Raw genomic sequence first — 25,715 nt, 5'->3', positions numbered from 1 at the left:
GTTTGGGACGAGGGAAAATCATGAATCGCTGTCTGAAATCGACTTTGACCATACTAATTGCTGCCTCCGCCCTGTCTTCAGGCGCTGCCGTTGCACAGGTAGCACCCGAGACCGTGCTATCGCTTGGCGCACCCGATGCGGTGCAAACGCGTATCGGGACACTGGAGTTCAAGGATGGCGCCCCGACCGCCGAAACCGCCAACAAGGTATACGATGCGCTCGACTTCACACGCGCGCTCGATGTCTACAACAACAGCTTCCGTGGCGCGTCAGCTCTGGCGATTGTCAAGGGCTTCGCAAGTCTCGGCGTCAATCCCGGCGATGTCGCGATCTTCTCAGAGCTGATGGATGCGACCTCGCTATTCCTGACCGCAAATGCCGCCTTCGTCCGCCCTCGCTCTGGCCGCAACCGTCATCTTCTGGCTCTGATCAACGAGTCCTGACCCTAGGCTGTGCTCCTGATAACTCAAAATGGTTCCGTGTTCCCTGAACAGGAGCACGGAACTAGTTCAGCAGCTCCGGTGCTTTTGCCAACCCTTGACTCCTTCAAGCGCGCGCCCCTGCATTGCGCTCCGGCGACGTACCTGGATCAGGCAATCTAGGGAGGTTGGATTTGCGCTAAGGGAACTGATGGAGGGGATGCTCCTCCCGCCGGCATCGGCGTATGATGCCTACCTAACGCCATGGTGGCGCTCACGGAGGGAAGGCAGATGGCACAGGTGCATATAGTTGCGATCGACCTTGCGCAGACGAGCTTCCAAGTCTGTGGAACGGATCGCGGCGGGGCGTATGTGGATGCCCCCGGTTTGGCAAGAAGGTTTTTTGGCAAAGGGCGTCGAAATCAACGAGCAATGGCGGTTCTGACCGAGGAGGGTTGCAGCGAGTTGCAGGGATATTACTTCGGCTTTTCAACAACTCTAGATCTGGTGCCACAATCAATCGTCAGGCGCACCGCTGTCGAATGAATATACCTGATCCGGCCAGGAGGGATTGGGGCCGCCCCGGCGTACAAACTAGCATCGGGGACCGTAACAAATTTGTGGCGTCCTCACAACGACCGCATGGCGAAGAACGGTTGCACTTGTCGAGAAATGGAGATTTCGGCGGCGCCTTGCCGTCCCTCAAGCCCGGAGCTTACTTAATCATGTGAATTTATTGCCGAAACCGTACGCACGCATTGCGCAATGCCAGAGCTTTGGTGATATTCGGAATTTATGAGCCCGGGATCAAAAACAGAAGAACTGCTTGCCTTGTTGGACGTCGCCGACCGCCTCGCGCGGGCGCGCGATCTCGATCAGGTCGTTGAGATCGTGCGCTCCGCTTCGCGCGAGATCGTCGGAGCGGACGGCATCTCCTTTGTCCGCGCTGAGGGCGACGAATGCCATTATATCGCCGAGGATGCGATCGAGCCGTTATGGCAAGGGCAAAGGTTCAAGCTGGCGGAGTGCGTCTCCGGCTGGGTGATGCTACATGACGAACCAGCAATCATCGCAGACATCCGAGCTGACGAACGGGTGCCACAAGCTGCGTACAGTTCGACTTTCGTCAGGAGCATGGCGATTTTCCCTGTCGTGGCGGGCGGATCCAAGTCGGCAATAGGTGCCTATTGGCAAACCGTTGGTCAGCCCGATCCGCAGGCGGTATCGATGCTCGGGATGCTGTCGGGTTTCGTCGGCTCGGCAATCGGTAATCTCCAACTGCAAAACTCGTTCGAGATCGTCAATCGGGTCGGCGCCCAAGTCGCGGCGGAGCGCGAGCTTGACCGCATCGTCCAGATGGTGACAGACGCGGGCGTCGAACTGACCGGCGCGAATTTCGGAGCCTTCTTCTACAACCAGGTCAACGACCAAGGCGAGAGCTACATGCTCTACAGCCTCTCCGGCGTTCCCCGCGAAGCTTTCTCCCAATTTCCGCATCCGCGCAACACCGCCGTTTTCGCGCCTACCTTTGCCGGGAATGGGGTCGTCCGCTCCGACAATATCCGGCTGGACCCTCGCTATGGACAGAACAGCCCCTGGAAAGGAATGCCCGATGGCCATCTGCCGGTGGCGAGCTATCTGGCAGTGCCTGTCGTCTCCCGGTCGGGCGAGGTACATGGCGGGCTGTTCTTCGGCCACCGGCTTGAGGGGCAGTTCGGGCAGGAGCACGAAAATATCGTGCTGGGAATTGCTGGCCATGCGGCCACGGCGATCGACAATGCGCGTCTGAACCGTCTTTCCTTGCAGGAACTGGAAGCGCGCCGGTCCGTAGAAGCGGAGCTCCGCGTAAGCAACCGACGTTTTCGAGCCGCGGTCGAGGCGGTCCAGGGTATCCTCTGGACGAACACGCCTGAGGGCCGCATGGAAGGTGAGCAGCCTGGATGGACCGCACTTACGGGTCAAACCCAGGAAGAGTATGAAGGCTATGGGTGGGCCAGGCGGGTTCATCCTGATGACGCGCAGCCGACCGTCGATGCGTGGAATGCGTCGGTTGCAACCAAACGACCGTTTGTGTTCGAGCACCGGCTGCAGCGCCGCGACGGAGTGTGGCGCAACTATAGCATTCGCGCTGTACCGGTCATGGATGATAACGGCCAGATTGAGCAATGGGTCGGCGTCCACACGGACATCACAGAGCAGCGAGAGGCCGAGGCAGCGCTCAAGGACCTGAACGCCACGCTGGAGTGCCGCATCGCGGAGCGTACGCGCGAGATCCAGGCCGCTTTCGACCGGCTGGAAGAGACTGAACGGCGCTTTCGCATACTTGTCGACGGCGTCACGGACTACGCGATTTACATGCTCGACCCGCAAGGCATCATCACCAACTGGAACGCGGGTGCGCAGCGGATCAAAGGCTATTCCGCCAGCGAAATCATCGGGCAGCACTTCTCCACATTCTATGCCGAGCGAGACCGCGAGGCAGGCATGCCCGCCCGCACGCTCGATACAGCAACCCGGACCGGCAAATTCGAAGCGGAAGGCTGGCGCGTCCGCAAGGACGGAACCGAATTCTGGGCAAGCGTGGTCGTTGACGCGATCCGGGATGAGAGTGGCGAGATCATCGGATTCGCGAAGATCACCCGCGATCTGACGGAAAAGCGCGCGGTCGAGGAGCAACTGCGCCAGTCGCAGAAAATGGAGGCGGTCGGCCAGCTCACCGGCGGGATCGCCCACGACTTCAATAATCTCCTGACGATCATCACCGGCAATATGGATATGGCTGCCCGTGCGCTCGACAACCCGGAGGGCGCGCCGCGGGCCCGACGCGCCATGGCGAATGCGATGAAGGGCGCCGAACGTGCCGCAACGCTCACCCAGCGCCTGCTTGCATTCTCGCGACGCCAGCCGCTGGCGCCAAAGATCCTTGACCTCGACAAAGTCGTCTCCGGCATGTCGGAGCTTCTCAACAGATCGCTTGGTGAACTCGTCAAACTGGAGGTCGTGACCAGTCCCGGCCTTTGGCCGGTAGAGGCGGATCCCAACCAGATGGAGAACGCGCTCATCAACCTTGCGGTCAACGCTCGGGACGCCATGCCGAACGGGGGCACGCTCACCATCGAGACGGCCAACGCGCATCTCGACAGTGGTTATGCGGCGGCGCATGCCGAGGTCCCGCCAGGCAACTACGTGGTCGTCGCGGTCAGCGATACCGGCATTGGCATGCCCAAGGAAAACCTCGCCCGTGTGTTCGAGCCGTTTTTTACGACGAAGGAGGTCGGTCGGGGAACGGGCTTGGGATTGAGCCAGGTCTACGGCTTCGTCAAGCAGTCAGGCGGTCACGTGAGCGTCTATTCTGAAGAAGGCCGTGGGACCACGATCAAGATGTATCTTCCGCGGTTTACGGGAGACGTCGTCTCGGATGAGGCGGCTGACTTCGCTGGCCCCGCAAGCCGTGGCATCAACGGCGAGACGATCCTGGTTGTCGAGGATGACGAGGAAGTTCGTGCTTTTTCCGCGGAAGTGCTGCGCGAGCTCGGCTACACGGTTCTGGAAGCGGCTGACGGCAAGGCTGCCTTGCGCATACTCGAGGAGCTTTCGCTAAAAGTCGACCTCCTGTTCACCGATGTAGTCATGCCGGGGATGTCCGGCAGAGAACTGAGCGACGAAGTTCATCGGACGAGACCAAACCTCAAGGTGCTCTACACGAGCGGGTACACGCGAAATGCCATCGTCCATGGCGGCCGGCTCGATGCCGGCGTGGCGTTGCTTCCCAAGCCCTTCACCCCGCGGGAACTGGCCGAGCGCGTGCGCGATCTCCTGGATGCAGGGAAAGCCAGGCGGATACTTCTGGTCGAAGCCGACCCGTCCGTGCGCGTCCTTGCCGAAGAATCTCTGGCGTCAGCCGGATATCATCCCGAACCCGCGGCGACCTCAACTGAAGCAATCGGCAAATTGAGGGCCGCACAAGGCAGATACGACGCGATCGTCATTGATGCCAATATGCCAGACAAGGATTGGCGGTCGCTGCTGAGTGAAATTCGCACGATTGACCTGGATATCCCGATCGTCGTGACTGGCAGTGATGATTCAGTTTCATCATTAACGGATCAGCGCACCGTCTCGATCGGGAAACCCTTCACGGCATCGATGATACTAAAGGCCTTGGCGGCAATCGAGTCGGGGGCGACCCGACTGGATCGAGAATAGATCGCTACCCAATCTTCGAGGACACGCTGGCAATCTGGCAGGCATTTTTCACCTGCCAGCGAAAGCTGCCGAACAAGCGCGGCTTTGAGGGCCCACCAAATAAGGCGACCGACGTTATTATGCCGGGGTATCTTTGCCTTGCAAGGCCAGGACCAGTTTTTCCTTCAGGCTCTCCTGAGAAAACGGCTTCGGCACGACCTGACTCGCTAAATATTCCGCGGGCAAACCGGCCTCACCGTATCCGCTGCTGAACAGAAAGGGAATTCGACGCTCCCGCAGGATATCCGCCACGGGGAAAACTTTTTGCCCGGCGATGTTCATGTCGAGCATGGCCACGTCCATATCGGCGGTGGCGGCGGCATCACACGCCTTGGCAAGCGATGCGATTGAACCGACGACCGTGCAGCCGAGGTCCTCCAGCATGTCTTCGATCAGCATGGCAACCATTGCCTCGTCTTCGACAACGAGCACTTTTAGACCAGCCAGTTCAGTCATGCGGTCTCCAGTGCAAAAGGGATCGATATCCCGCAAACAAGGCCTTCGGGAAAGTACGCCAGATCGAGCTCGCCACCGAGATCTCGTTCGATACAGCGCTCCATCAAGCGGCTTCCAAGCCCACGCCGCGTCGGCGGTGTAACGGCTGGGCCGCCGACTTCTCGCCAGGTGAGAAGAAGTTGTGTGGTATCGCCCTGACGCTCGATCGCCCAATTCAGGTCGACGTTGCCCCCCTCGATCGCCAAGGCGCCATATTTGACCGCGTTTGTCGCCAGTTCGTTGAGCACCATCGTCAGGTTGAGTGCCTCCCGAGTGCTGACGTGAATCGAGGGGCCCTCAATACGGAGGCGCTCTGCCCCCCCATCATTTAACGGCGAGACAATCTCCTTCACGAGGTCCTTGAGCGGCGCATTCTCCCAATGCCGGCGCGTTAGCAGATCGTGCGCGCGCGACAACGCCAGCAACCGCGCTTCAAGCTTCTCATAAAGGTCCGGGGCGCTCACTGCATGCCGCGCAGTTTGAGCGGCCAGCGATTGCACCGTCGCCAGCGTGTTCTTCACACGATGGTTGAGCTCATCGATCAGTGTCTTCTGCCGGTTCTCGGCCAGCTTCCGCTCTGTAATATCGACCAGCATATTGATCGCGCCGACAAGCCTGCCGTCGGCATCGTGAAGGGGCGTCGGATAGGGGATGAACGGCACCCGGCTCCCATCCGGTCGCTCTGCAATGGCCTCTGCCCCACGAACTGGCCGATCCTCCTTCAGCGCGATCGCCATCGGGCACTCATCATGCGGGAGCGGAGATCCATCCGGGTTGAACAGTCGCCAGGTGACGCACCATTTGTCGCCTTGCTGGGGCGCGCGTCCGGCCATGTCGACTGCTGCGCGATTGAAGAAGGTGATACGTCCTTCAGCATCGGTGGTGTACACGGCGGCGGGAAGTGCCTCGAGCAGGTCGCGCAGATGGCGTTCGCCCTCGCGCAAGCGGTCCTCCAGATGCTGTGCCTCAGTGACGTCCTGGATAATCCTTACGCCATAGCGGAAGCCCTCTGTATCGCGAACCGAGGAACTGTGTATGTCGAGAAAGACGATCGTCCCGTCCGCCTTCAAGGCCCTCTTGCGCAGGACATACCGATCGAGTTCTCCTGCGACCTGGCGCTGGTAGAGGGCCGCATCGGCACTCACTTCGTCCGGGTGGGTGTAATCGTAGAAGGTCATCGAAAGCAGCTGCTCGCGGCTGCGGCCGAGCATCTTACAGATCGCATCATTGACCCGCATTAAACGTCCGTCGGGCCCCGCCTCCGCGATACCGATTGTGGCAGCCTCATAGGTAGCCGTCAGGCGCTCTTCGCTTTCGCGCCGTGCAGCCTCCGCTGCGTGCACGCCAGAGACGTCGACCGTAAAGCAGCGGGTGTTGACCAGCTTGTCGTTCGAAAAACGTCCATTCGACGTGATTACGACATGTCGTATCGAACCGTCTTTGGCGCGAAGGCGGGCGGGATAACCCTCCAGCTTTTCCCCTCGCGAAAGACGCTGCAGAATGTCGCCGATAACAGGCGCGTCTGCGTGGAACTCAGCGATGTGGCGTCCAACATACTCTTCGGCCTGATAGCCCAGGAGAGATAGTTCAGCTTGGTTGGCGCGCAGGATGATGCCTTCGCCGCTGACGATATGAAGACCCACCGCGCTGTTGTTGAAGAAGTCTTCCAGCTCCTCATTCCTGTGTTGCAGCTCTTGCGAAACGGCTTGGTAAGCTGAGATGTCCTGAAAGCAATTGATCGCGCCTTCGATCCGGCCTTCGGGGTCCTTGAGCGGGCGAATGTTGACCAGAGCAACGAACCGCGAACCGTCAGGCCGTTCCATAATGACTTCGGCGTTGCGCGTGACCACACCACCGTAAACGGCAGCCGCCATGGGGCAGTCGTCAACCGCCAGCGGTGTGCCATCGATCAGAAAAAGACGGTGAGACCCACATAGGCGAGTGCCGTTGACGCCCACGGGTGGCTTCCTGCCCCACAGGTCTGCCGCTTCGCTGTTGTAGCGGACCAGCCAACCGTCTTTGTCACAGAGATAGACCGCTCCCGGGATCGCATCGAGTGTCGCCGGCGAAGCGGACATCAGGCTCTCGAGCTCTGTCCGAGACCGCCTACCCCTCCCCGGGAACGCTTCGACGTTTGACATGCTTTGCCCCTGGTTCCTGCCGATGGTGCATGCCTCCAACGGGATTTTATCTAAGCTCCCAATTCCTTGGGCGTCACGATCAACCCCACAGAACGCTCTGCCACCCGATAAGTTCCATGAGGGTCGCTTTTCCGCGACCGCAGCTTGGCTCTACAGACTGGACGAGAAATTGCCCCAACTGAGGCAACCAATGCGAATACGTCACCAGCCATCGCCAGTCTGTTCCAAATACCATAAGGTGGACGTAACAGCGCTCCCCCATGGACCAAAGGATCAAATTTGTCAGTTCTTGTCCGGAATAATGTGAAACTCGCGGGAAACGGAAGCCGGTCGATGGTGTTCGCTCATGGATTTGGCTGCGACCAGAATATGTGGCGCTTCGTTGCCCCGGCGTTCGAAGACAGTTTCCGCACGGTCCTTTTCGATAACGTCGGTGCGGGTGGATCGGATCTTTCAGCGTTCTCCCCGGCAAAATACAGCGACCTGCAGGGCTACGCCGATGATATCGTCGAGCTAGGGCACGCACTTGATATCAAGGGTGGGGTATTCGTAGGGCATTCGGTGAGCGCCATGACCGGAGTTCTGGCCGCCAAAATGGCTCCGGAGCTTTTCGAGAGTCTCGTGCTTGTCGGGCCATCACCCCGCTACATAGACGATGACGGCTACACGGGCGGCTTCAGCGCGGAACAGATCGAGGAATTGCTCGATTTTCTCGACAGCAATCATATGGGGTGGTCCGCGGCCATGGCGCCGGCGATCATGGGGAATCCCGACAGGCCCGAGTTGGGCGAGGAACTGACCAACAGCTTTTGCCGGACCGATCCCGAGATCGCCAAACATTTTGCCCGGACAACCTTCATGTCAGACAACCGGGAGGATCTCCAGGGTCTCCAGGCGCGGGCGCTCGTGTTGCAGTGCAAGGAGGACGTCATCGCGCCGGTCGGTGTGGGCGAATATGTTCACGAGCAGCTATCCAACAGCAAGCTCGTCATTCTGGACGCGACTGGCCACTGTCCCAATCTAAGTGCGCCGGATGCAGTGATCAAAGCGATCCGCGAATTTGTCTAGGGATCCTCCAACTTCACAACCCAACCAGTTGAACCGCTCTGGCGAAGCGGACGATTTCGAAGACCTGTTCGAACACGCCCCCTGCGGCTATCTCTCGCTGGAGCCGAACGGCCGCATTTTGCGGGCAAACGCCACCGTCGCGACATGGACCGGGTACAGCAGCGTTGAACTGAAAGGGCGGTCCTTTCACGACTTGCTCAATGTCGCCGGCCGTCTATTACGAAACTCATTTTGCTCCGTTGCTTCGCATGCAGGGCCACTTCAACGAGGTGGCCCTCGAATTTGTCAAACAGTCAAAAGAGCGCTTGCCGGTGCTCGTCAACGCCGCTGAACGGCGCGATGAGCAAGGCGAGCTGTTATTCATCCGGATCACGGTATTCAATGCCGTGGATCGCCGGCGCTATGAGCAGGAATTATTGGACGCCCAACGTCAAGCGCGGGCCGCGAGCGACGCGCTTCAGGAATTGAACGCCCGCCTTGAGGAACGCGTGGCGGAAGAAGTCGCGCAGCGGATGAAGACGGAGGAGGCCCTTCGGCAAAGCCAGAAGATGGAGATCGTTGGGCAACTCACGGGCGGCGTTGCGCATGATTTCAACAATCTGCTGACCGTCATCGTCGGTGGCCTCGACACCATCGGCCGGCAACTTGATCGCCCTCCTGGTGAGATGGATCTCGCAAGGATGCGCCGGTCCCGTGATATGGCGCATCATGGTGCCGAGCGCGCCGCAACGCTCACGGCGCGTCTTCTCGCTTTTTCACGCCAGCAGACCCTGGCCCCGCAGAAGCTCGAAGCAAACAGGCTTATCTCCGGTGTCGCGGATCTGCTGCAGAGGACGCTGGGGGAAACAATCGCCTTCGAGACCGTCTCCGCCGGCGGATTATGGCAGACATTCGCAGATCCAGGCGAGCTTGAAAACGCGCTGATCAATCTGGCGGTCAATGCCCGCGATGCGATGCCGGAAGGTGGCCGACTTACTATCGAAACGGCCAACGCCTCGCTGGACGAAGCCTATGTCGCGGCACTCACCGAGCCCGTGAAGCCTGGGCAATATGTGCTGATCGCCGTGTCAGACACCGGAACCGGGATGTCTCCCGAAACCATCGACCGTGTTTTCGAACCCTTTTTCACTACCAAGGAAGTTGGCAAGGGAACAGGGCTCGGTTTGAGCCAGGTCTACGGCTTCATCCGACAGTCGGGAGGGCATGTTCGGATTTACTCGGAGCTTGGTCACGGTACCACCGTCAAACTTTACCTGCCGCGCGCGACGAACGAGGATGTGGACGCGGATCCCAAGTTGACCAGTGAGTGCAGCGTGGACGGCGGGTCCGAGACGGTCCTGGTGGTCGAGGACCACGATGATCTGCGTGCCTACTGCGTTGGCGTGCTGCAGGAACTTGGTTACCGCGTGCTGGAGGCAAGCAATGGTCGGCGCGCTTTGGAGATCCTTCAGGCCGATACGGATGTGGCGCTGCTGTTCACCGACGTTGTTCTTCCCGACGGAATGGACGGTCGGGAACTTGCGCGGGAAGCGCAGCGCCGCCGCCCTGACCTGCACGTATTGTTCACGACGGGCTACACGCGAAACGCCGTGATCCACAACGGCCGTCTGGAGCCAGGCGTCCAGATGGTCGGAAAGCCCTTCACATTCGCTGAACTCGCCGCGCGTGTTCGTTCTCTTCTGGATAGTATACCTTCCTAGTTTATCGTTATCCCGAAGGGACGAGGAGCAGGGGGATGAGATCTGAATGAGGGCAACGCATAGACATGCGATTCCTGAGGCGTCTGGCTGATTGGCTCGGGCGAACACTCGCCAATCCGACGTTCTCCGGGAGCCCACCAAGCCCCCATACCTCGCCAATCAGCCCAGTTGAAGGAAGTCCGATGGAAGGACCACCGATGACCGACGACATGATGAACCTGCGCACGCTCGTGGAGAAGACCCCTGATGCCGATCTGCTGCGGGAGATGATCGGCTTGCCGCCGAGCGGCTGATGGAAATGGAGGTGGGCGCAGCCACCGGCGCCGCCTATGGCGAGAAGGACCCGTTGCGGCTGGCCCAGCGTAACGGATACCGCGACAGGGACTGGGAGACGCGGGCCGGTACGGTCGAGCTGCGCATCCCCAAGCTCAGGAAGGGCTCCTACTTTCCAGGCTTCCTCGAACCCCGCCGCATGGCCGAGAAGGCGCTGACTGCCGTCATCCAGGAAGCCTATATCCAAGGCATATCGACGCGCTCGGTCGACGACTTGGTCAAGGCAGTGGGCATGAGCGGTATCTCCAAAAGCCAGGTCTCGCGGCTGTGCGAGGAGATCGACGGCAAGGTGAAGGCCTTCCTCGAGCGGCCGATCGAGGGCGATTGGCCCTACCTGTGGATCGACGCCACTTACGTGAAGGTCCGCCGCGGCGGGCGGATCGTCTCGGTCGCCGTCATCATCGCCGTCGGCGTCAATGCGGACGGCCGGCGCGAGGTTCTGGGCATGGAGATTGGCACATCGGAAGCCGAGCCAATCTGGACGGAGTTCCTGCGCAAGCTGACACGTCGCGGCCTGCGTGGCGTCAAGCTTGTCGTCTCCGATGCCCACGAAGGCATCAAGGCGGCCGTCACCAAGGTGCTGTGCGCGACATGGCAGAGGTGCCGCGTCCACTTCATGAGGAACGTGCTGGCCCACGCCGGCAAGAGCGGGCGCAGGGTCGTCTCGGCCTTCATCGCCACCGCTTTCGCTCAGGAGTCGCCCGAGACAGCGTCCCTACAATGGCGAGCCGTTGCCGACCAGATCCGGCCGAAGGTGCCGAAGCTGGCAACAATCATGGACGCGGCCGAGCCCGACGTACTGGCTTACATGACTTTCCCGAAGGAACATCGTGCCAAGCTTCACTCGACGAATCCGATCGAGCGTCTCAACGGCGAAATTAAGCGACGAACCGAGGTCGTCGGCATCTTCCCCAACGACGATGCGATCGTGCGCCTCGTCGGTGCGATCCTTCTCGAGCAGAACGACGAATGGGCTGTGCAGCGCGCCAGATACATGACGCTGGAAACGATCAGCCAGATGAGCGATGATCCCATGATCAGCCTGCCAGCAGTGGCGCGCTGATCAGCCCGGCCCATGCCGGAGAGCACGGCGACCAATGCCGCCAGCTACACCACCCCGCGGGACACGATCTACGCGCCGCGTTAAATTTAGCATGAAATTAACCATATGTATTAGAACTGCGCATTTGCTTCCGTGATCCAGGCGGCAGTCCTTGGACTCCATCACTATCGATAGGTTTCAGGTATCGATTGTGATAGCGTTGGAGTCGCAAATCGCCCAAAATTCCGCAAGAGCTACAGACTTGCGGAGCCTCCGAATTGGCAAAAAAGACACTTTCCGAAGCCGTCCACCGGCGTGCCGAAGAACTGGACGCACTCGACGCCATCCTATCGTTTGATCGGCGTGACCAGATCGCCACCCTGTTAACGGATGACGACGTCGCCACGCTCAAGCACCTTGCCAGCGAAGGCATGGGTGACAACACGCTGAGGGCGCTTACCTCCGATCTCGGCTATCTCGAAACCTGGTGTCAGCTCGCCACCGACACCCCCCTCCCCTGGCCGGCGCCGGAGAGCCTGCTTTTGAAGTTCGTTGCCCATCACCTGTGGGATCCGACCAAGCGCGCCGAGGATGCGAACCACGGCATGCCTGTGGAGGTGGAAAGCGGCCTGCGTTCCCAGCGGCTTTTGCGCGCCGACGGGCCGCATGCGCCGGAGACGGTACGGCGCCGACTGACGAGTTGGTCGATCCTGACCCGTTGGCGCGGCCTGACAGGCGCCTTCGACGGTCCCTCGCTTAAAATCGGCGCTGCGGCTTGCCGTCCGTGCCAGCGCCCGCCCGCGGCAACGCACGAGCAAAATGGCGGTGACCGGCGACACCCTGGCGAAGCTGCTTGACGCCTGCGCGGGTGAACGCTTAGTCGATCTGCGCGACCGCGCCTTGCTGCTGACCGCGTTCGCCTCCGGCGGCCGTCGCCGGTCGGAAGTGGCGGCGCTGCGTGTGGAGGATCTGACCGACGAGGATCCCGTGCTGGCGGATCCATCGATCCCGCACTCCCCTCCCCTTCCCTTCCTCGCCATCCGACTGGGTCGGACGAAGACGACCACCAGCGATGACGACGAACATGTACTGCTGATCGGCCGACCGGTGACCGCATTAAAACGGTGGCTCGAGGAAGCCAATATCAAAGAGGGTACGGTGTTTCGCCCGATTGACCAGTGGGCGAACATTGATCGCCGTGCGCTGACGCCGCAGTCGGTCAATCTGATCCTCAAAAACCGGTGTAAGCAGGTCAGTCTCGACCCGACCCTGTTCTCGGCGCATGGACTGCGATCAGGTTATCTGACTGAAGCCGCCAATCGTGGCATTCCCCTTCCGGAAGCGATGCAGCAGTCGTTGCACAAAACCGTGACGCAGGCCGCCCGCTACTACAACGACGCCAAGCGTAAGCTGGGACGAGCGGCGCGGTTGGTTACCTAGCGCCCCTCGCTCGCTCATCCTTGGTAGCGGCAATCGGCAGTCAGGCTAGCGGGGGCGTGGGTGCTATTCGTTCGCGTCGACCGCGGAAAACAACTCATCGATATCGCGATGCCCCTCGATGATATTGACGACCTCAAAACGTTCGTCGGCGTACCGGAAAAAGATGACGTATCCTTTGAACGCCGCGCTGCGTATATCGAGGCGCAATTCCGGCCTTGCTCGGCCGAGGGTGCCGGGAAGATCGGCCAGTGTCCGGCATTTTTGCCGAAGTTCTCCCACAAACCGACGTCCCGCCATCAAACTACCGCTCTGTCGAGTGATGTATTCGAGAATATTGACCAGGTCTGTGAGTGCCGAAGGCAGCATACGAAGCTGCGGCACCCTTAGAAGCCTTCCTTGGTCAGTTGAGCGGCCTTGGCTTCCAGCGCCGCGTCAATATCTGCGACGGATGCTTCGCCGCCATCGGCGATCGACTTGTTGAGCAGGCTGGTCAGAGCCCTCAACTTCTGCTCGCGCTCCTCGACCAGCCGCAATCCTTCACGCACGACTTCGCTGGCCGAACCGTAACGGCCGTCCTTCACGATGTTGGATACAAAGGCTTCCCAACGGTCACCAATGGAAACGTTCATGTCACACCTCCGTTTGCTCACAAGCATCGCACAATAACATGAATTGCGCAATTATTGACACTACGCCACCACCCCAAATGCGAACGCTCAATTCCGCATTCAAGAGGCCTTGAGACTTGGCGAGTGCCGCATCAGCGCCATCAGCGTCGACCCAGGCTCACGCTCAAATCCCGCAGAGAGCCGCCGGGCCGAATTGCCCGCCCATTCCAGAGTTTGGGCGATAATGACAACTGCATTTCAGCCGCAGAAGCCCGTTGACGCGCGTTTGCCTATATGGATGCGCCGTTGCTCGCCCCGGGCACCGATTTGAGTCTGGCGGTCCGCTATTCAGTACATAAAACACGCTTGCAACTGAGCAATTCCTCACGCATTTCTTATCTGTACAAACCAGCTTGAGATGAGGCCGGTGAAAGCGCGATGGCAAAGCGACTAACAGTTAGCGTCCAACAGCCTCAAAGACGGCTGATCGGCTACGCCCGCGTCTCGACAGACGGCCAGATCCACGATGCCCAGATCGATGAGCTGCGAGCTGCCGGCTGCGACCGCATCTATCAGGAGCACGGTTCTGGGGCATCGCGCGCGCGCCCAGTTTTGGTCAAATTGCTTGGCGAGCTCGCCGCGGGAGATATCCTCGTCGTCGTTCGCCTCGATCGGCTGGCCAGCCGTGAGCCATCTATTGGCAGTGATCGAGGATCTTGAAGAGCGCGGTGTGCATTTCCGCTCGATCCGCGATCCGATCGATACATCGACGCCTCAGGGCATGTTCTCCCTCCAAGTTCTCGGCGCGGTCGCCCAACTCGAGCGGGCGCTGATTGCCGAACGCACCAAAGCCGGCATCAAGGCGGCGAAGGCGCGTGGCAAGCTCCCGGGAAACCCGGGCTTGCGAGAACGGCCACCGGAGGCCATCAAATCAGTCTCAAAAGCACGCGCAAAGCGTTATCTCGACGAGCTCATTGCATCCGCGCAAACTTGGCTGCCGATGGTGCGGCAACTGCGGCCTCACCACAGTTGGGACAACGTCGTGCGGGTGCTTAATCGCCGCGGTCACGACTGGACCGTCGAGCGCGCTTGGTGCGCGACAAGCTCGCGGAAAAAGACCTCCTGGCCCGGTCCCCTCGCCGTGCGCCCGAAGACCATCTGATGAAGCTGGTAGCGGCGATCGCCATTGCCGATCCCAATCTGTCGCTCCGCGACATTGCCGCCAATTTGAATCAGATGGGAGAACGGCCTGTGCGCGGCGGCAAGAAATGGCAGCCTTCCTCCGTCCGCGACCTGCTGGACGAAGCCCACCGATATGGCCTCATCCGCCATTGAAGGCGCGGCTCATCAGGCGACCGATCGCGTGCTTCCTCTGCCGACAGGGTCTTCCAAGCTATTGACGATCGGCGCCGCCGGCCGACGGTAATTGCCGCCGTCTCGCAGTTTCAGCCAAGCGCCTGCATCCTCATCCGCCGCGGTGGGTTCTTTTGGCACCGGCTCCCCCCTCCCCTCCATGCCGATCCGGCCACGGTGTTTAAGAAGGTTGGCACTTTGGTGCCAGAATTTTTGATTGGCCGCCGTATCACCTTCGGCGCCGGAAACGCCGCTTGGACCATAGAAACAATGACCAACCCCCAGCGGTCGAAATACTCGAAAGCTTCACCGGCTTTTCAGACGACGATGGGCATTTGGACGATGCTGCCCTGATTGCCGAGCATGTGCTGGACAATCGTTGTCCCGGCTCGTGGGTGGTCACCGGCGGCGGCGCCGGGATCAAGGTGAGCAGAACCGTGGCGAAACTGAATGAGGCGTTCCAGGTTGTCGGCATCGGCGTAGCGGCGATTCGCGCAAAACCAACAGCGAGGTGCTGACCCTAACACCGGGTTAGCGCTGACGGTCACTCTATGCGCTGGACGCAAATCAGCGTTGACGGGGGTCGAGAAAGTTGCCGGCCGACAATTTTCCAGTTTTATTATTTTTTTTCAATTGCTTAGATAACGTCGGCACGACGACAGCGGGGCCATCTTGCTCATCAGGCGCTAAAGCGAGCTTCCACGATGGTTACCGTCTGGGGGCCTTTTTCTTTTGAGCGTTCAGTCTTCCTTCCCGTCATTCGCCGCCAGGAATTCGGAATAGAGCCGATCCAGGTTTTCAGCGAGATACTGCCCGAAGCGACCGGCGTTCTTCGATTTCATTGAAAGTTCGAAGGCCTTGCCGGAGTTCGAATACTGAGCCGAGACTGCCTTGTCGCTTGTCTGCCAGCTTTCCTTGGATTTCAGTGACATCTTTTTGACGGGTTGCCCCGACGTATCCAGTGCCTTGAATAGCGTGTTGAACCGCTCGTCGCTTGAAAGCGATTGGAAGCTTGGATCGCCGGCGATGTCGTTCACCTTTTCCGCATTGGCGGCCTTGCCTACCAGAAGCGAAAGCTCGAGCCAGCGGTCGCGCCCAGTCGAGGGCGCCGCACCGATTTGCTCGATGACTACCAACGGCACCCGTTCAGTCACGCTCATCATCTTCGAAACCGCCGTCTTGTCCGCAGCAAGAGCTGATGCGATCACTCCACGGTCGTAACCAAGCGCCTCCAAGCGTGAAGCAAAGCTGGCACGTTCGATGAACGAGAGGTTGGCGCGGGCTGAGTTTTCCTGGCCCTGAGCGATAACGTGTGTCCGGTCATCGATTGCTTTGACAACTGCCTTGACCTTACGGCCGAGTTCGCGCGCTACACACACACGGCGATGTCCAAAGACGATCTGATAGCGTCCGGATGCAGACGGGTGAGGGCGCACGAGGATCGGCGTGTCCTGGCCGCGTTCGGCAATTGCCGCCTTCAATTCTTCAAACTGCTCGCTATCGTCCGTCAAACGATCAAGCACAAAGGACCCATCCACCGTATCCGGATCGAGCTCGACGACGGCTTCACCTTCGAGGAACTTGTCGGCCTGCTTAGAGAGTTCGTCGAGAGAACGCACCATGCTCTTTGACGCACCACGCATGGGATAGGCTGGCGCGGTATCCGCCTGCGGGATCTCCGCTGCGTCTACCAGTCCCGCCAGCAGATTTTTTCTCGCCATGTGCCTGCTCCGTTCTACCTAACCGACTGAGTGTGAAGGTTGATGTGATCAGCGTGCAGCCTTACGTCCCCAGGACGCATGCACGAGTTCAGCGATTTCGGCATTGACCGCATTCAAGGATCCAATCGCTCGTTCATAGGTCGAGCGCGTCATCTGGGCCTTGTCGACCTCATAAAGTGTCTGCTTTGTAATTCCAGCGTCAGAGATCGCTGTCGACTTCAGCATCTGGTTCTTCAAAACGAACTGGTGAAACAGCGTCTGCATGAACCCTACCATCTGCGCCTGTGGCCCGTCCGTTGGCTCGTAGCGCGTGATGACGTAGCGGTACCATTCGAGATTGACGGCGGCACCAGCTTCGCGGATCGGCTTCAAGATGCCGCCCAGCATTAGCAAGAACTGTCCCATCGACATGACATCAAGCATCTGGGGGTGGATAGTGACAAGTACGCTTGTCGCCGCGGTCAGGGCGGTGATCGTCAGGTAGCCGAGTTGAGGTGGGCAGTCGATGACAACCACGTCGTAGCGATCTTCGACCTCGACAAGCGCGCGCGAAATGCGCGTGAAGAAGGTCTTGCCATCGTTCGAGCTCTTGTTCGTCATCGCGAGGGGCGTATCGTACTCGAATTCCTGCAGCTCAAGGTTGGCGGGTACGATGTCGAGGCCGGGGAAGGTGGTCGGCAGGATGATATCGGTGATCGATCGCCGTTGCTCGTCGTAGCGGATCGCTTCGTAAAGGGAAGGCGTCATGTCGAGCTCGGGCTGGAAGCCGTGAAGCGAAGACAGCGAGGCCTGCGGGTCGAGGTCGACGGCGAGCACTCTGTGACCTGTCAGTGCCATGTACTGCGCCAGGTGAGCGGCAGTGGTAGTCTTGCCCGATCCACCCTTGAAGTTGACGACCGCAATGATCTGGAGCTTCTCGCCAGCGCGCCGGCGTGGCACGTACTTGCGCGCTTCGGAGCGACCATGCTGGTCGAGGTACTGGCGCAGTTCCTCCATCTGCTCGGCGCTGTAGGAACGGCGGCCCGACGAAGACGTCTGGGGGAGGGGGCCTTTGCTCTCAAGGTGGAGCTTCTTCAACGTGCTTTGGGACACCCCGAGGAAATCAGCGACCTCCGAGAGCGAGAATTGGCGCAGCAGTTTCTTGGCATTCGGCGGGAACTGCTGCATGCTCAACAGGTGCAGCTTCTTTGAAATCAAATCGCCCTGTTCGAGGATCAAATCCTCAAAGTGCATCGGCTGTGCGGGAGCCATGGACAGCGAATTAGCGTTCATTGCAAGGAAGCTCTCAAATAACGGTTTTTCAGGCAGGAACTCATCCTAACCGTTATTATGTGCGGTTCCTTTCGTCTGACAAGGAATATAGAGTTAACAAAGGGTTAACTCAGAACGGATCGACAGCAGCACATGAAGTCAATAGAGCGCATTTTCCCACTGTTTTTCAATAGCTTACCTGCATACTCTCCGCATTAGGGGCGCCGCAAGTTTTGCACCGGAGAGTCTCTTATGCCCTTCCGGCTTTCGGGGCTCGACGTGTGCACAGGCACTATTTCGTCTCCGACTCACACCGCCCGACCGAATCGCCGCCCTTAGACGCCGCTATGTTCGATTCTGCGCTGACCGTTAACCGTCCAGCACTACCACTGAGAAGGGCCGTCAAACTTGTTCGTAAAATCATTGCACAATGCCACCCATGGCATACGAAAATTTGCAGAAACTTGTTCCGTTCTTTTGCCGCCGTTCGTTGAGTGAAAAGTGATCTATGCCACCTTTAGGCGCAACAACCGCTCTTGATGGAGGCAAGGATGCTCACGGATTTCGTGGCCGGAACCGATCAGACTGTCCGAAGGAACACTGCCGCGCTTATTCAGTCGTCCGATGAGTGTTTCCGGGCGGCACAGGCGGCCGGCCTGATCGGGGTCTCCGCATACCCAAATCGGGGGCGGGGCATTGAACTCCAATCAGCAAACGATGCAGGCCGTAACATCGTGGATTTTGTTCGATGCTCGTATCTCGGGCTGGACAACCACCCGCGGATAGTCGCCGGAGCAATCGAAGCGCTCGAACAATATGGAAACCTGCACTGGTCATGCGCGAGAACACGCCTCAATTTCAAGATCGCATTCGATCTTGAAGACGCTCTGTCAAAGCTATTTTCCGCTCGGGTTATCGTTTATACGACTGTCCTCGCTGCAAACATGGGCGCCTTGCCGCTTCTTGCCTCCGGCCATCTGACCAACGGAGAGAAACCCGTTGTCGTGTTCGACAAATTCGCGCACGCGACTCTGGCGTTTCATAAGGCGACGGTCGCTCTTGAGACAGAAGTCCTGACGATAGCGCACAACGACATCGAAGCACTCGAGCGCGTGTGTCGAACGGGCAAAAAGGTCGCCTATGTCTGCGATGGCGTCTATTCCATGGGCGGCGCAGCGCCAATCCGAAACCTCCAAGAGCTGCAGAGCCGATATGGCATGTTCCTCTACATCGATGACGCGCATGGCATTTCGATCTTTGGCGATAAAGGACAAGGCTTTGCCCGCTCCCAGCTTGAGGGCCCGCTTGGGGACAGCACAATTATCGCGGCTTCGCTCGGAAAGGGGTTCGGCGCATCCGGCGGTTTGCTGATGCTCGGAACGGAGCGGCAAGAGGAGCTTTTTCGCAGATACGCGATCGCTCACGCGTTCTCCGCCTCTCCCAACGTTGCCGCTCTTGGAGCAGCGATCGCCTCCGTAGCGATTCATGAGAGCCCCGAACTGGCGATCAGGCAACGGGACCTGGGTGAGAAACTCGCTTTGTTCGACCTCCTGACGCCAACCGAACATCGTGGCACCACGTTACCTATAAGGACTTTAACGATCGGCGACCACGTCGAAGCCATCGCGACTGCGCGCTCCCTGCTGGACATGGGATTTTACACCTCGGTGATCTTTTTCCCGACCGTAGCGCGAGGGAAGGCCGGGATCCGTGTGTGCCCAACCGCCGGCCATACCATAGATGAGGTCAACGGCCTCGCAAACGCTGTCGCCAAGTTAATGCGCTGAGCAACCGAGGGCTCTCAGATGTCGTATCGAGGGGCAAGAGAGGCGTGCCTGGAAACGTCGCGCCTTTACATGCGTCCCACCACGAACGCCGATGGTGACGGCCTCTATCATGTCCACCGGGATGTCGCCGTGTCGCTGCTTCTGGCCAATGTGGATCAAATGAGCAGGAGTTGCTCGGATCATCTGCTTCAAGGCTATGTTCAACACTGGCGATCCTTCGGCTGCGGGTTTTATCTCGTCTTTGATAGAAAAGAGGCAGCGAGCCCTCCAATTGGCAGATGTGGTCTTCGGATCACCCCCGACAAAGAAGCCGAGCTCGGCTACTGTTTCTTAGCCGCAGCCACCGGCCGTGGTGTGGCGACAGAGGCGGCGGCGGCCGTCGTTGACCGCGCGTTCCAGACAATGTCGATCAATCAGATCGTCGCCTTCGTTCGGCCGGAAAACCATCAGTCCATGCGCGTTCTCACAAAACTCGGGTTTCAAGACCTGGGCTTCGTAGAGCAGGGAAGAGCCCACAACCGGTTCATACTCAATCGATCCGTTCGGCATGGCTTGAACCAGCGATCGGCCTTCGTACCATGGTCGTGACCGGGGAGGAGGCCTGCGCGTGCTCTGGCCAAAAGCGGGCGCGTTTGTAGTTGAAGACACCCTTTTCATAGTAGCCGACGCCCGGGCTACGCACGAGCAGAGGTTCTCCGTAGTCAGCAAAATTGAGCTTGAAATGGTAGCCGGACTTCACCACGATAAAGTCCTTGCTGCTTAGCCCGACACCTTGGCTGGTAAAGACAGCCGGGTCATGGCTGAAGGCTGGATGAGTGGTCAGCAACACCGAAAGTCGCCCGTCAATTTCGAGCACAGCCGTATCGCCCATCGTGCACGCCTGTCCCCCTTGAAACGGGCCGGCAAGAACGCAGTGTCCGTCGCCAAGATGTCTGACGACGGCCTTCACAGGATACGGTAGAAAACCCGGGGTCACGCGCCCGCCGATCAGAATTTCGAGTGACGCTCCTTGTCCGGCGGTGTGCGCTGCGATCACTGCTTGGGGATCGGTCAGTGACATAGCACCCCGCAGGCCGGGATACCTTTCCATAGCGGCCTGCAGGATGGCTGTACTGTCGCCGGGCGCCCCTGCAAGAATGCGGTCACCCATGTCCGCGAAGATGTAGCGCTCGCCGTGGCTAGCGGCACACTTCGTCAGCGCCTCGTCGATGGACAAAAGGTCATCGATAAACTCGTCTCTCCGGATCCAGAACGCCTCAGCAAGATTCCTTGCTATGGTTATCGGGTCGGCTTTGCCATTTGTGGTAACCACAACTGCTTGTCCGATATCGTGATCATCCGAGTAACGAAACACGTTGAACAGCGATATGTCCCAGATACCCGGATCAGAACTGACGTAATCGCGCGCCATCTCGTGCAGGTCATAAAGGGGGCCCGTCGCAGTCTCTCCAGCTCCAGGCAGGATCATTGGAACCTTTGCCATTGTCGTGACAGGTTTCAATCGACCATCCAGCATCGCCAGTATGCAGTCGGCAACCTTGTGGCCACATTCGACGACATCGGAATGAGGGTTCTCCTTGCAAGCGATGCAGATGTCGACCGCTTCGATCATATCCACAGTGACGTTGGCGTGGAGGTCGAGGCCGATGGCGATTGGTACGTCAGGACCGACGAGCGTTCTGAGTCCCGTAAGGAGCTCCCCTTCGGCATCGGGGCATCTGGTCGTCGCCATGGCCCCATGCAGTTCCAACGCGATGGCATCCGGCCGATGAGCCGCAACATCACCGAGCAATTGGTCCCGCAGTTCCACATAGAACTCATGCTCGACAAGTCCGCTCGGAGGGGCGGAGGCAGACAAACTTCCGACGATTTCGACATCGGCTTCGGTTAGCCGGCAAATGATACCGCCGATCGTCGAACCACTCTTCCGAGCTTTCTCGAGGAAATCCTTGCCTGCCATGATCTCGAAGGCGTCCCGCCCGGTGACCCGAGGATTAAAACCGTTCGACTCGTGCCAGATTCGAGCGACAAGGACGGTTTTTCTTGGTGAGTTGAAGTCAGTGCTCATCTTGATCCTTACCTGATCCACGCATTCCAGCGTTCGAGCAGCCGCGGGGCGTTCGCGTTGATCCACTCGGCATCGGGCACGATGATGTGCTCTTCAATGTCGACAGGCGAGGGCATGCTGGCCCGCACTTCAGCCGACATCATTTCGATCGCAAGGTTGCTAGGCGGTGTGCATGAAAGCAGCTCACAGGCTCGCGCCTGGGCCTTCGGATTGTTGAGCCAATAGGCCATGAGCTTGAGAGCGTTTTCTCGATTGGGAGCATCCTTGAGCAGGGCGACGCGGTCTCCGACAAGAAAGGCGGCCTTGTAGGACCAGCCGATCGGGTGGCCCTCGGCTTTCAGCGCCGTTGCTCTGGTCAACCAGATTTGACCGAGACTGTAGTCCTTGTTTCTGAAACCCTGCACGCTTTGGTCGCCCGTCTTCCACCACACCGATACGGACGGGCGGATTTCATCAAGCTTCGCAAACGCCCGATCAACGTCGAGAGGAAAGAGCTTGTCGCGCGGCACCCCATCGGCAAGCAGTGCCGCTGCCATCACGCGCCAGGGGTCATCAAAGTTGGGAAAGGCTCTGCCGCCGGGGAACCGCTTCGTGTCCCACATGTCCGCCCACGTCTCGGGAACCGGCACGGACGCGTTGCTGCGGTCATAGACGAGCAGCGTTGCGGTGGACTGGAGCCGGATTCCGCCCGGTCTGCAGGCGTCCGCAACCAGGTCTTCACGCCCGTCGAGGTTTCTGCAGAAGTCACTGATATCCGCAGCAGTCTCGAGGTGTTGCGGGGACATCGCCTGTATTTCGCCCTGCATGAAGAGATCCCAGGACACGTTGCCGGTCTTGACCATCGCAGTGGCCTTGGCCCGCATTTCCGCATTGGTTGCCGCGACGGTTTTCACGGTGATGCCCGTTTCCTTTGTGAAAGGGTCGAACCACGCTTCGCGCAAGGCCTTGTCGTAGGCCCCGCCGGTTGAGGCAATGATGACCTCTTCGTTGGCGCTTGCATGGCCGCTCGCGCCCAACACAAGTGCGAAAGCTGCAACGATGAAGGTGCACGGCCGCTGTATGAGATACTTGGCTGCTGTCATTGGATTTTCCTCCCGGGAATAAAAATGTTGGCGTTTGTTTCAGCGTTTCTTTGCGAAGGTCTGGACGGATGCCATCAGCAAAAGCGAAACACCGACGAGCAGCGTTGATGCGGCTGCGATGACGGGCGTGAGATTGAAATCGATGTCCTCGAACATCTTGCGGCTGATCGTCTTGCCGCCCGTGTCGGAGATGAAGAACGCCACCGTTGCCTCGTCGAAAGAAGCAAGGAACGCGAAGACGGAAGAAGCGGCGATCGCCGGGGCAATATTCGGCAGAACGACGGAAAAGAAGGCACGCGGTCTGCTGGCCCCGCAGCTAAGTGCAGCAAGTTCGAGGACCGGATCGAGACGTTGAAGGGCCGCACTCACGGTGATGACCACATAAGGTATCGAAAGCACGGTGTGAGCGATCAGAAAGCCGAGAAAGTTGCCCGTCAACTGAAGCGGTGCAAACACGAGATAGAGCGCAACGCCGAGAACGATATGCGGAACGATCATCGGCCCGATCGAAAGCGCTTGAATAATCGGCTTCCCCGCAATCTGACCCCGCACGAGGGCGATAGAGGCCAGGGTCCCGACGACCGTTGCGGCAACTGTCGTTGAAAGGGCAATTCTCAGGCTGAAGAGCGTGGCAGAGAGCCACTCTGGATCGGCGAAGAACTCCCCATACCAGCGTAAACTCAGACCACGCGGCGGGAACTCGATGAACTCGCCGGCGCTCAACGACATCGGGATGACCACGATCGTGGGCAGCATCAGGAAAAGCAGGACGGCGGCAACAACGATCCGGGCGAGACCGCCCGTGACGGATCTCGACAGGCGTCCTGATTCTGCGAGGGTCATTTGAGTGAACTGCAATGGAGTTTGAGAAGTGGTTTGATCAGTTGACACCGTTGAACCCCTTGTTCAGCGAGATGGTTTTTCGAAAGGCCACGACAAGGATGAGGGTGATCACCAGAAGCACGGTCGACAGTGCTGCTGCGAACGACCAATCCAAGACAACGGTGGTCTGTTGGCCAATCAGGGTTGCGATCATCATCGAACCTGGCCCACCAACCAAGGTGGGCGTGATGTAGAAGCCGATCGCGAGAATGAAGGTCATGACGCAGCCGGCGAAGACACCTGGCGTGCTCAATGGCAAGGTGACTCGCAGGAACGCTACGAGCGGTCCGGCACCAAGGTTGAGAGCTGCATGCGACAGGTCTTTCGGGATGGAGCGCAAGGTGGAAAACAACGGCAGGATCATGAACGGCATGAGCACATGCGCCATCGCCACGATCACGGCGGTCTCCGTATAGATGAGCTTCAGCGGCTCGCTGACGAGACCTGCGTCCAGCAGAGCGGAATTGATGATCCCGTTGCGCTGGAGCAGGACGATCCACGCATAGGAGCGGATCAGAACGGATGTCCACAAGGGGATCAGCACACATGCAGCAACGAGCGCCGCGGATCTGCCTTTCAGACGCGACATGGCGAATGCAACCGGGTAGCCACCGACGAGGCATAAAACCATGACACAAAACGCCACCATAAAAGTCCGCAGCAGGACCAGCAGATACAAAGGCTCGTTGAGGATGCGCCGATAGCTTTCTATTCCAAATTCGGGCGTGAAGAGGCTGATCTTGACCAGTTGCAGAAGCGGGTAGACGAACCCGATTGCCAAAAGCAGGGCCAGCGGCATCAGCAACAGGATTGTCGCGCTCCGCGACAGGATCTTTGCCGATCCGCCGCGAGCAATCGAACCTCCAGGTATTTCCAGAGAAACTTGCTCCATCTAGCGAGCCTCCGACAGAGGAAACGCCACGAGACGAGAGAGGTCGGGTATGACATCGACTTTGTCGCCGGTCGAAAAGCGCATCGTTGCACTTGTCTCGGCCTGGACGTGCAGCTGGCGGGCATCTCCGGCGGCGATATCGATCACATACATGTGGTGAGTTCCAACGAATACGCTCGCGGCCACCGTTCCGCCGATTGCATCCGGCCGGCCCTCTTCCTTCGCCATCAATCGGGCGCGTTCGGGACGGAACGCCAGCTGGACGGATTGAGCTTGTCTGGCCCCTGCCGTCCGACCTTTGACACGGAAGAGACCTCCTGGCGCGGTTCGGACTATCGTCTCGTCAGCCTCGACCCCGACAACATGGCCTGCAACGAAGTTCATCTTGCCTATGAAGTCAGCTACAAAACTGTCGCGCGGCCTCTCATAGAGATCTTGCGGCGATCCGACCTGAACAAGGTTGCCGCCGGCCATAACCGCAACCCGATCCGACATTGTCAGGGCTTCTTCCTGATCATGGGTCACATAAACCACGGTTACGCCCAGGTTCTGCTGCAATGCCTTGATCTCGAACTGCATGCTTTCCCGAAGCTTCTTGTCCAATGCTCCCAGCGGCTCGTCCATGAGAAGCACGGGTGGGCGGAACACCAATGCGCGCGCCACGGCCACGCGCTGTTGCTGCCCACCTGACAGTTCATGCGGATATCTCCCGGCAAAATCCGAAAGCTGAACCAAGTGGAGAGCGGCTGCCACATCCGCCTTGATGTCACCACTCGGCTGGCGCCGCATCTTCAGGGGAAAAGCAATGTTTTCAGCCACGGTCAGATGCGGGAACAGCGCATACTTCTGAAACACCATGCCGATCCCGCGCCGGTTCGGCACAACTCGTGTGATGTCCCTGACTCCGACTGAGATCGTTCCTTCGTCCGGGTACTCGAACCCCGCGATCATGGTAAGGAGGGTGGTCTTTCCCGAGCCGGAGGGGCCGAGGATGGACAAGAACTCCCCTGCGCCTATGTCGAGCGACAGTCGCTCCACCGCCAAGGCGCCCGCATAGCTCTTTCGAAGACCCCGTAAGGTGACTCTCTCTCCGATCAAATAAACCTCCCATTGATCAATCAATTACCGCAGGCTGCAAAGCTGCGAATAAACATGCAAGTCATGATTGCGTTACCCGTGCAGCGAATA

Annotated in this window: 20 protein-coding genes and 3 pseudogenes; 12 read left to right on the top strand and 11 right to left on the bottom strand. The window is 59.1% G+C overall.

The features are described from left to right. The first annotated feature begins 44 nt into the window (after window positions 1-44). The 3 genes from ASD01_RS32930 to ASD01_RS32920 all read left to right on the top strand — a co-directional run bounded on the left by ASD01_RS32930 (window position 45) and on the right by ASD01_RS32920 (window position 4,625). Window positions 45-443: a hypothetical protein gene (locus ASD01_RS32930; protein WP_200954167.1), complete on the top strand. Its 399-nt coding sequence runs from the start codon at window positions 45-47 to the stop codon at window positions 441-443. A gap of 267 nt (window positions 444-710) precedes the next feature. Beyond that, window positions 711-965, top strand: a complete 255-nt coding sequence (locus tag ASD01_RS32925; protein WP_156623725.1) for a hypothetical protein — start codon at window positions 711-713, stop codon at window positions 963-965. Between the two features lie 285 nt (window positions 966-1,250). Next, entirely contained in the window at window positions 1,251-4,625 is a 3,375-nt protein-coding gene (locus tag ASD01_RS32920; protein WP_162251062.1) for a PAS domain S-box protein, read from the top strand. Between the two features lie 117 nt (window positions 4,626-4,742). On the opposite strand, the gene ASD01_RS32915 is transcribed toward ASD01_RS32920, so the two are convergent. Further along, window positions 4,743-5,120, bottom strand: a complete 378-nt coding sequence (locus ASD01_RS32915) for a response regulator (protein WP_060644958.1) — start codon at window positions 5,118-5,120, stop codon at window positions 4,743-4,745. Further along, window positions 5,117-7,300, bottom strand: coding sequence for a PAS domain-containing sensor histidine kinase (locus ASD01_RS32910; RefSeq protein ID WP_060645006.1), 2,184 nt, complete (start codon window positions 7,298-7,300; stop codon window positions 5,117-5,119). Before ASD01_RS32910 ends, ASD01_RS32915 begins: the two co-directional genes overlap by 4 nt. A 279-nt stretch (window positions 7,301-7,579) precedes the next feature. On the opposite strand from ASD01_RS32910, the gene ASD01_RS32905 reads away from it, so the two are divergent. From ASD01_RS32905 to ASD01_RS32890, 5 genes and pseudogenes are all read left to right on the top strand, one after another. Next, the gene (locus ASD01_RS32905; RefSeq protein ID WP_060644957.1) at window positions 7,580-8,368 is read left to right on the top strand and encodes an alpha/beta fold hydrolase; all 789 of its coding nucleotides are present in this window, start codon (window positions 7,580-7,582) and stop codon (window positions 8,366-8,368) included. Then, entirely contained in the window at window positions 8,361-8,699 is a 339-nt protein-coding gene (locus ASD01_RS37470; RefSeq protein ID WP_082584727.1) for a PAS domain S-box protein, read from the top strand. The genes ASD01_RS32905 and ASD01_RS37470 overlap by 8 nt, the downstream gene beginning before the upstream one ends. Next, window positions 8,617-10,068, top strand: a complete 1,452-nt coding sequence (locus ASD01_RS32900; RefSeq protein ID WP_348272367.1) for an ATP-binding protein — start codon at window positions 8,617-8,619, stop codon at window positions 10,066-10,068. Before ASD01_RS37470 ends, ASD01_RS32900 begins: the two co-directional genes overlap by 83 nt. 197 nt (window positions 10,069-10,265) lie before the next feature. Next, a pseudogene (locus ASD01_RS32895) lies at window positions 10,266-11,464 on the top strand (IS256 family transposase). A gap of 257 nt (window positions 11,465-11,721) precedes the next feature. Next, window positions 11,722-12,883: pseudogene (locus ASD01_RS32890) on the top strand (site-specific integrase). A 63-nt stretch (window positions 12,884-12,946) separates the two neighbouring features. Here the strand turns inward: ASD01_RS32890 and ASD01_RS32885 are convergent. After that, window positions 12,947-13,264: a type II toxin-antitoxin system RelE/ParE family toxin gene (locus tag ASD01_RS32885; protein WP_060608248.1), complete on the bottom strand. Its 318-nt coding sequence runs from the start codon at window positions 13,262-13,264 to the stop codon at window positions 12,947-12,949. A 2-nt stretch (window positions 13,265-13,266) separates the two neighbouring features. Continuing rightward, window positions 13,267-13,512 (bottom strand): type II toxin-antitoxin system ParD family antitoxin, encoded by a 246-nt coding sequence (locus ASD01_RS32880; RefSeq protein ID WP_060644956.1) that lies wholly within the window; start codon window positions 13,510-13,512, stop codon window positions 13,267-13,269. 417 nt (window positions 13,513-13,929) lie between these two features. On the opposite strand from ASD01_RS32880, the pseudogene ASD01_RS32875 reads away from it, so the two are divergent. Beyond that, window positions 13,930-14,826, top strand: a pseudogene (locus ASD01_RS32875) (recombinase family protein). A gap of 272 nt (window positions 14,827-15,098) precedes the next feature. Further along, window positions 15,099-15,362, top strand: coding sequence for a hypothetical protein (locus ASD01_RS32870; protein WP_060644955.1), 264 nt, complete (start codon window positions 15,099-15,101; stop codon window positions 15,360-15,362). 222 nt (window positions 15,363-15,584) lie between these two features. Here the strand turns inward: ASD01_RS32870 and repB are convergent, their stop codons facing one another. Further along, complete coding sequence (gene repB, locus ASD01_RS32865) at window positions 15,585-16,565, bottom strand: plasmid partitioning protein RepB (protein ID WP_060644954.1); 981 nt, start codon at window positions 16,563-16,565, stop codon at window positions 15,585-15,587. 48 nt (window positions 16,566-16,613) lie between these two features. Beyond that, a complete protein-coding gene (gene repA / locus ASD01_RS32860) occupies window positions 16,614-17,837 on the bottom strand; it encodes a plasmid partitioning protein RepA (RefSeq protein ID WP_082566386.1) in 1,224 nt (407 codons plus the stop codon). 530 nt (window positions 17,838-18,367) lie between these two features. Between repA and ASD01_RS32855 the strand changes: the two genes are divergently transcribed. Together ASD01_RS32855 and ASD01_RS35135 are read left to right on the top strand one after the other, a co-directional pair. Then, on the top strand, window positions 18,368-19,603 hold the full coding sequence (locus ASD01_RS32855; RefSeq protein ID WP_060645005.1) for an 8-amino-7-oxononanoate synthase family protein: 1,236 nt from the start codon (window positions 18,368-18,370) through the stop codon (window positions 19,601-19,603). A 69-nt stretch (window positions 19,604-19,672) separates the two neighbouring features. Further along, window positions 19,673-20,191 carry a GNAT family N-acetyltransferase gene (locus tag ASD01_RS35135; protein ID WP_162251061.1) on the top strand — a complete coding sequence of 173 codons (519 nt, stop codon included), beginning with the start codon at window positions 19,673-19,675 and terminating at the stop codon, window positions 20,189-20,191. Here the strand turns inward: ASD01_RS35135 and ASD01_RS32845 are convergent. The 5 genes from ASD01_RS32845 to ASD01_RS32825 form a co-directional block, all read right to left on the bottom strand. Continuing rightward, a complete protein-coding gene (locus ASD01_RS32845) occupies window positions 20,133-21,671 on the bottom strand; it encodes a M81 family metallopeptidase (protein WP_156623724.1) in 1,539 nt (512 codons plus the stop codon). The two genes, ASD01_RS35135 and ASD01_RS32845, sit on opposite strands and share 59 nt — an antisense overlap. Window positions 21,672-21,679: 8 nt before the next feature. Then, a complete protein-coding gene (locus ASD01_RS32840; protein ID WP_060644952.1) occupies window positions 21,680-22,753 on the bottom strand; it encodes an ABC transporter substrate-binding protein in 1,074 nt (357 codons plus the stop codon). A 39-nt stretch (window positions 22,754-22,792) separates the two neighbouring features. Beyond that, a complete protein-coding gene (locus ASD01_RS32835) occupies window positions 22,793-23,509 on the bottom strand; it encodes an ABC transporter permease (RefSeq protein WP_244546829.1) in 717 nt (238 codons plus the stop codon). Between the two features lie 124 nt (window positions 23,510-23,633). Further along, the gene (locus tag ASD01_RS32830; RefSeq protein WP_049810937.1) at window positions 23,634-24,527 is read right to left on the bottom strand and encodes an ABC transporter permease; all 894 of its coding nucleotides are present in this window, start codon (window positions 24,525-24,527) and stop codon (window positions 23,634-23,636) included. Then, on the bottom strand, window positions 24,528-25,625 hold the full coding sequence (locus ASD01_RS32825; protein WP_060645004.1) for an ABC transporter ATP-binding protein: 1,098 nt from the start codon (window positions 25,623-25,625) through the stop codon (window positions 24,528-24,530). Between the last annotated feature and the right edge of the window lie 90 nt (window positions 25,626-25,715).

This window comes from Ensifer sp. Root423, assembly GCF_001426275.1.
Classification (GTDB): domain Bacteria; phylum Pseudomonadota; class Alphaproteobacteria; order Rhizobiales; family Rhizobiaceae; genus Ensifer; species Ensifer adhaerens.
This window is presented reverse-complemented; position numbering and strand designations above follow the sequence as displayed.

Coding starts and splice junctions, on each gene's coding strand:
- ASD01_RS32925 (WP_156623725.1), top strand. CDS start 711: ATGGCACAGGTGCATATAGTTGCGATCGACCTTGCGCAGACGAGCTTC.
- ASD01_RS32915 (WP_060644958.1), bottom strand. CDS start 5,120: ATGACTGAACTGGCTGGTCTAAAAGTGCTCGTTGTCGAAGACGAGGCA.
- ASD01_RS32910 (WP_060645006.1), bottom strand. CDS start 7,300: ATGTCAAACGTCGAAGCGTTCCCGGGGAGGGGTAGGCGGTCTCGGACA.
- ASD01_RS32900 (WP_348272367.1), top strand. CDS start 8,617: ATGCAGGGCCACTTCAACGAGGTGGCCCTCGAATTTGTCAAACAGTCA.
- ASD01_RS32880 (WP_060644956.1), bottom strand. CDS start 13,512: ATGAACGTTTCCATTGGTGACCGTTGGGAAGCCTTTGTATCCAACATC.
- repB (WP_060644954.1), bottom strand. CDS start 16,565: ATGGCGAGAAAAAATCTGCTGGCGGGACTGGTAGACGCAGCGGAGATC.
- repA (WP_082566386.1), bottom strand. CDS start 17,837: ATGAACGCTAATTCGCTGTCCATGGCTCCCGCACAGCCGATGCACTTT.
- ASD01_RS32855 (WP_060645005.1), top strand. CDS start 18,368: ATGCTCACGGATTTCGTGGCCGGAACCGATCAGACTGTCCGAAGGAAC.
- ASD01_RS35135 (WP_162251061.1), top strand. CDS start 19,673: ATGCGTCCCACCACGAACGCCGATGGTGACGGCCTCTATCATGTCCAC.
- ASD01_RS32845 (WP_156623724.1), bottom strand. CDS start 21,671: ATGAGCACTGACTTCAACTCACCAAGAAAAACCGTCCTTGTCGCTCGA.
- ASD01_RS32840 (WP_060644952.1), bottom strand. CDS start 22,753: ATGACAGCAGCCAAGTATCTCATACAGCGGCCGTGCACCTTCATCGTT.
- ASD01_RS32835 (WP_244546829.1), bottom strand. CDS start 23,509: ATGCTGCCCACGATCGTGGTCATCCCGATGTCGTTGAGCGCCGGCGAG.
- ASD01_RS32830 (WP_049810937.1), bottom strand. CDS start 24,527: ATGGAGCAAGTTTCTCTGGAAATACCTGGAGGTTCGATTGCTCGCGGC.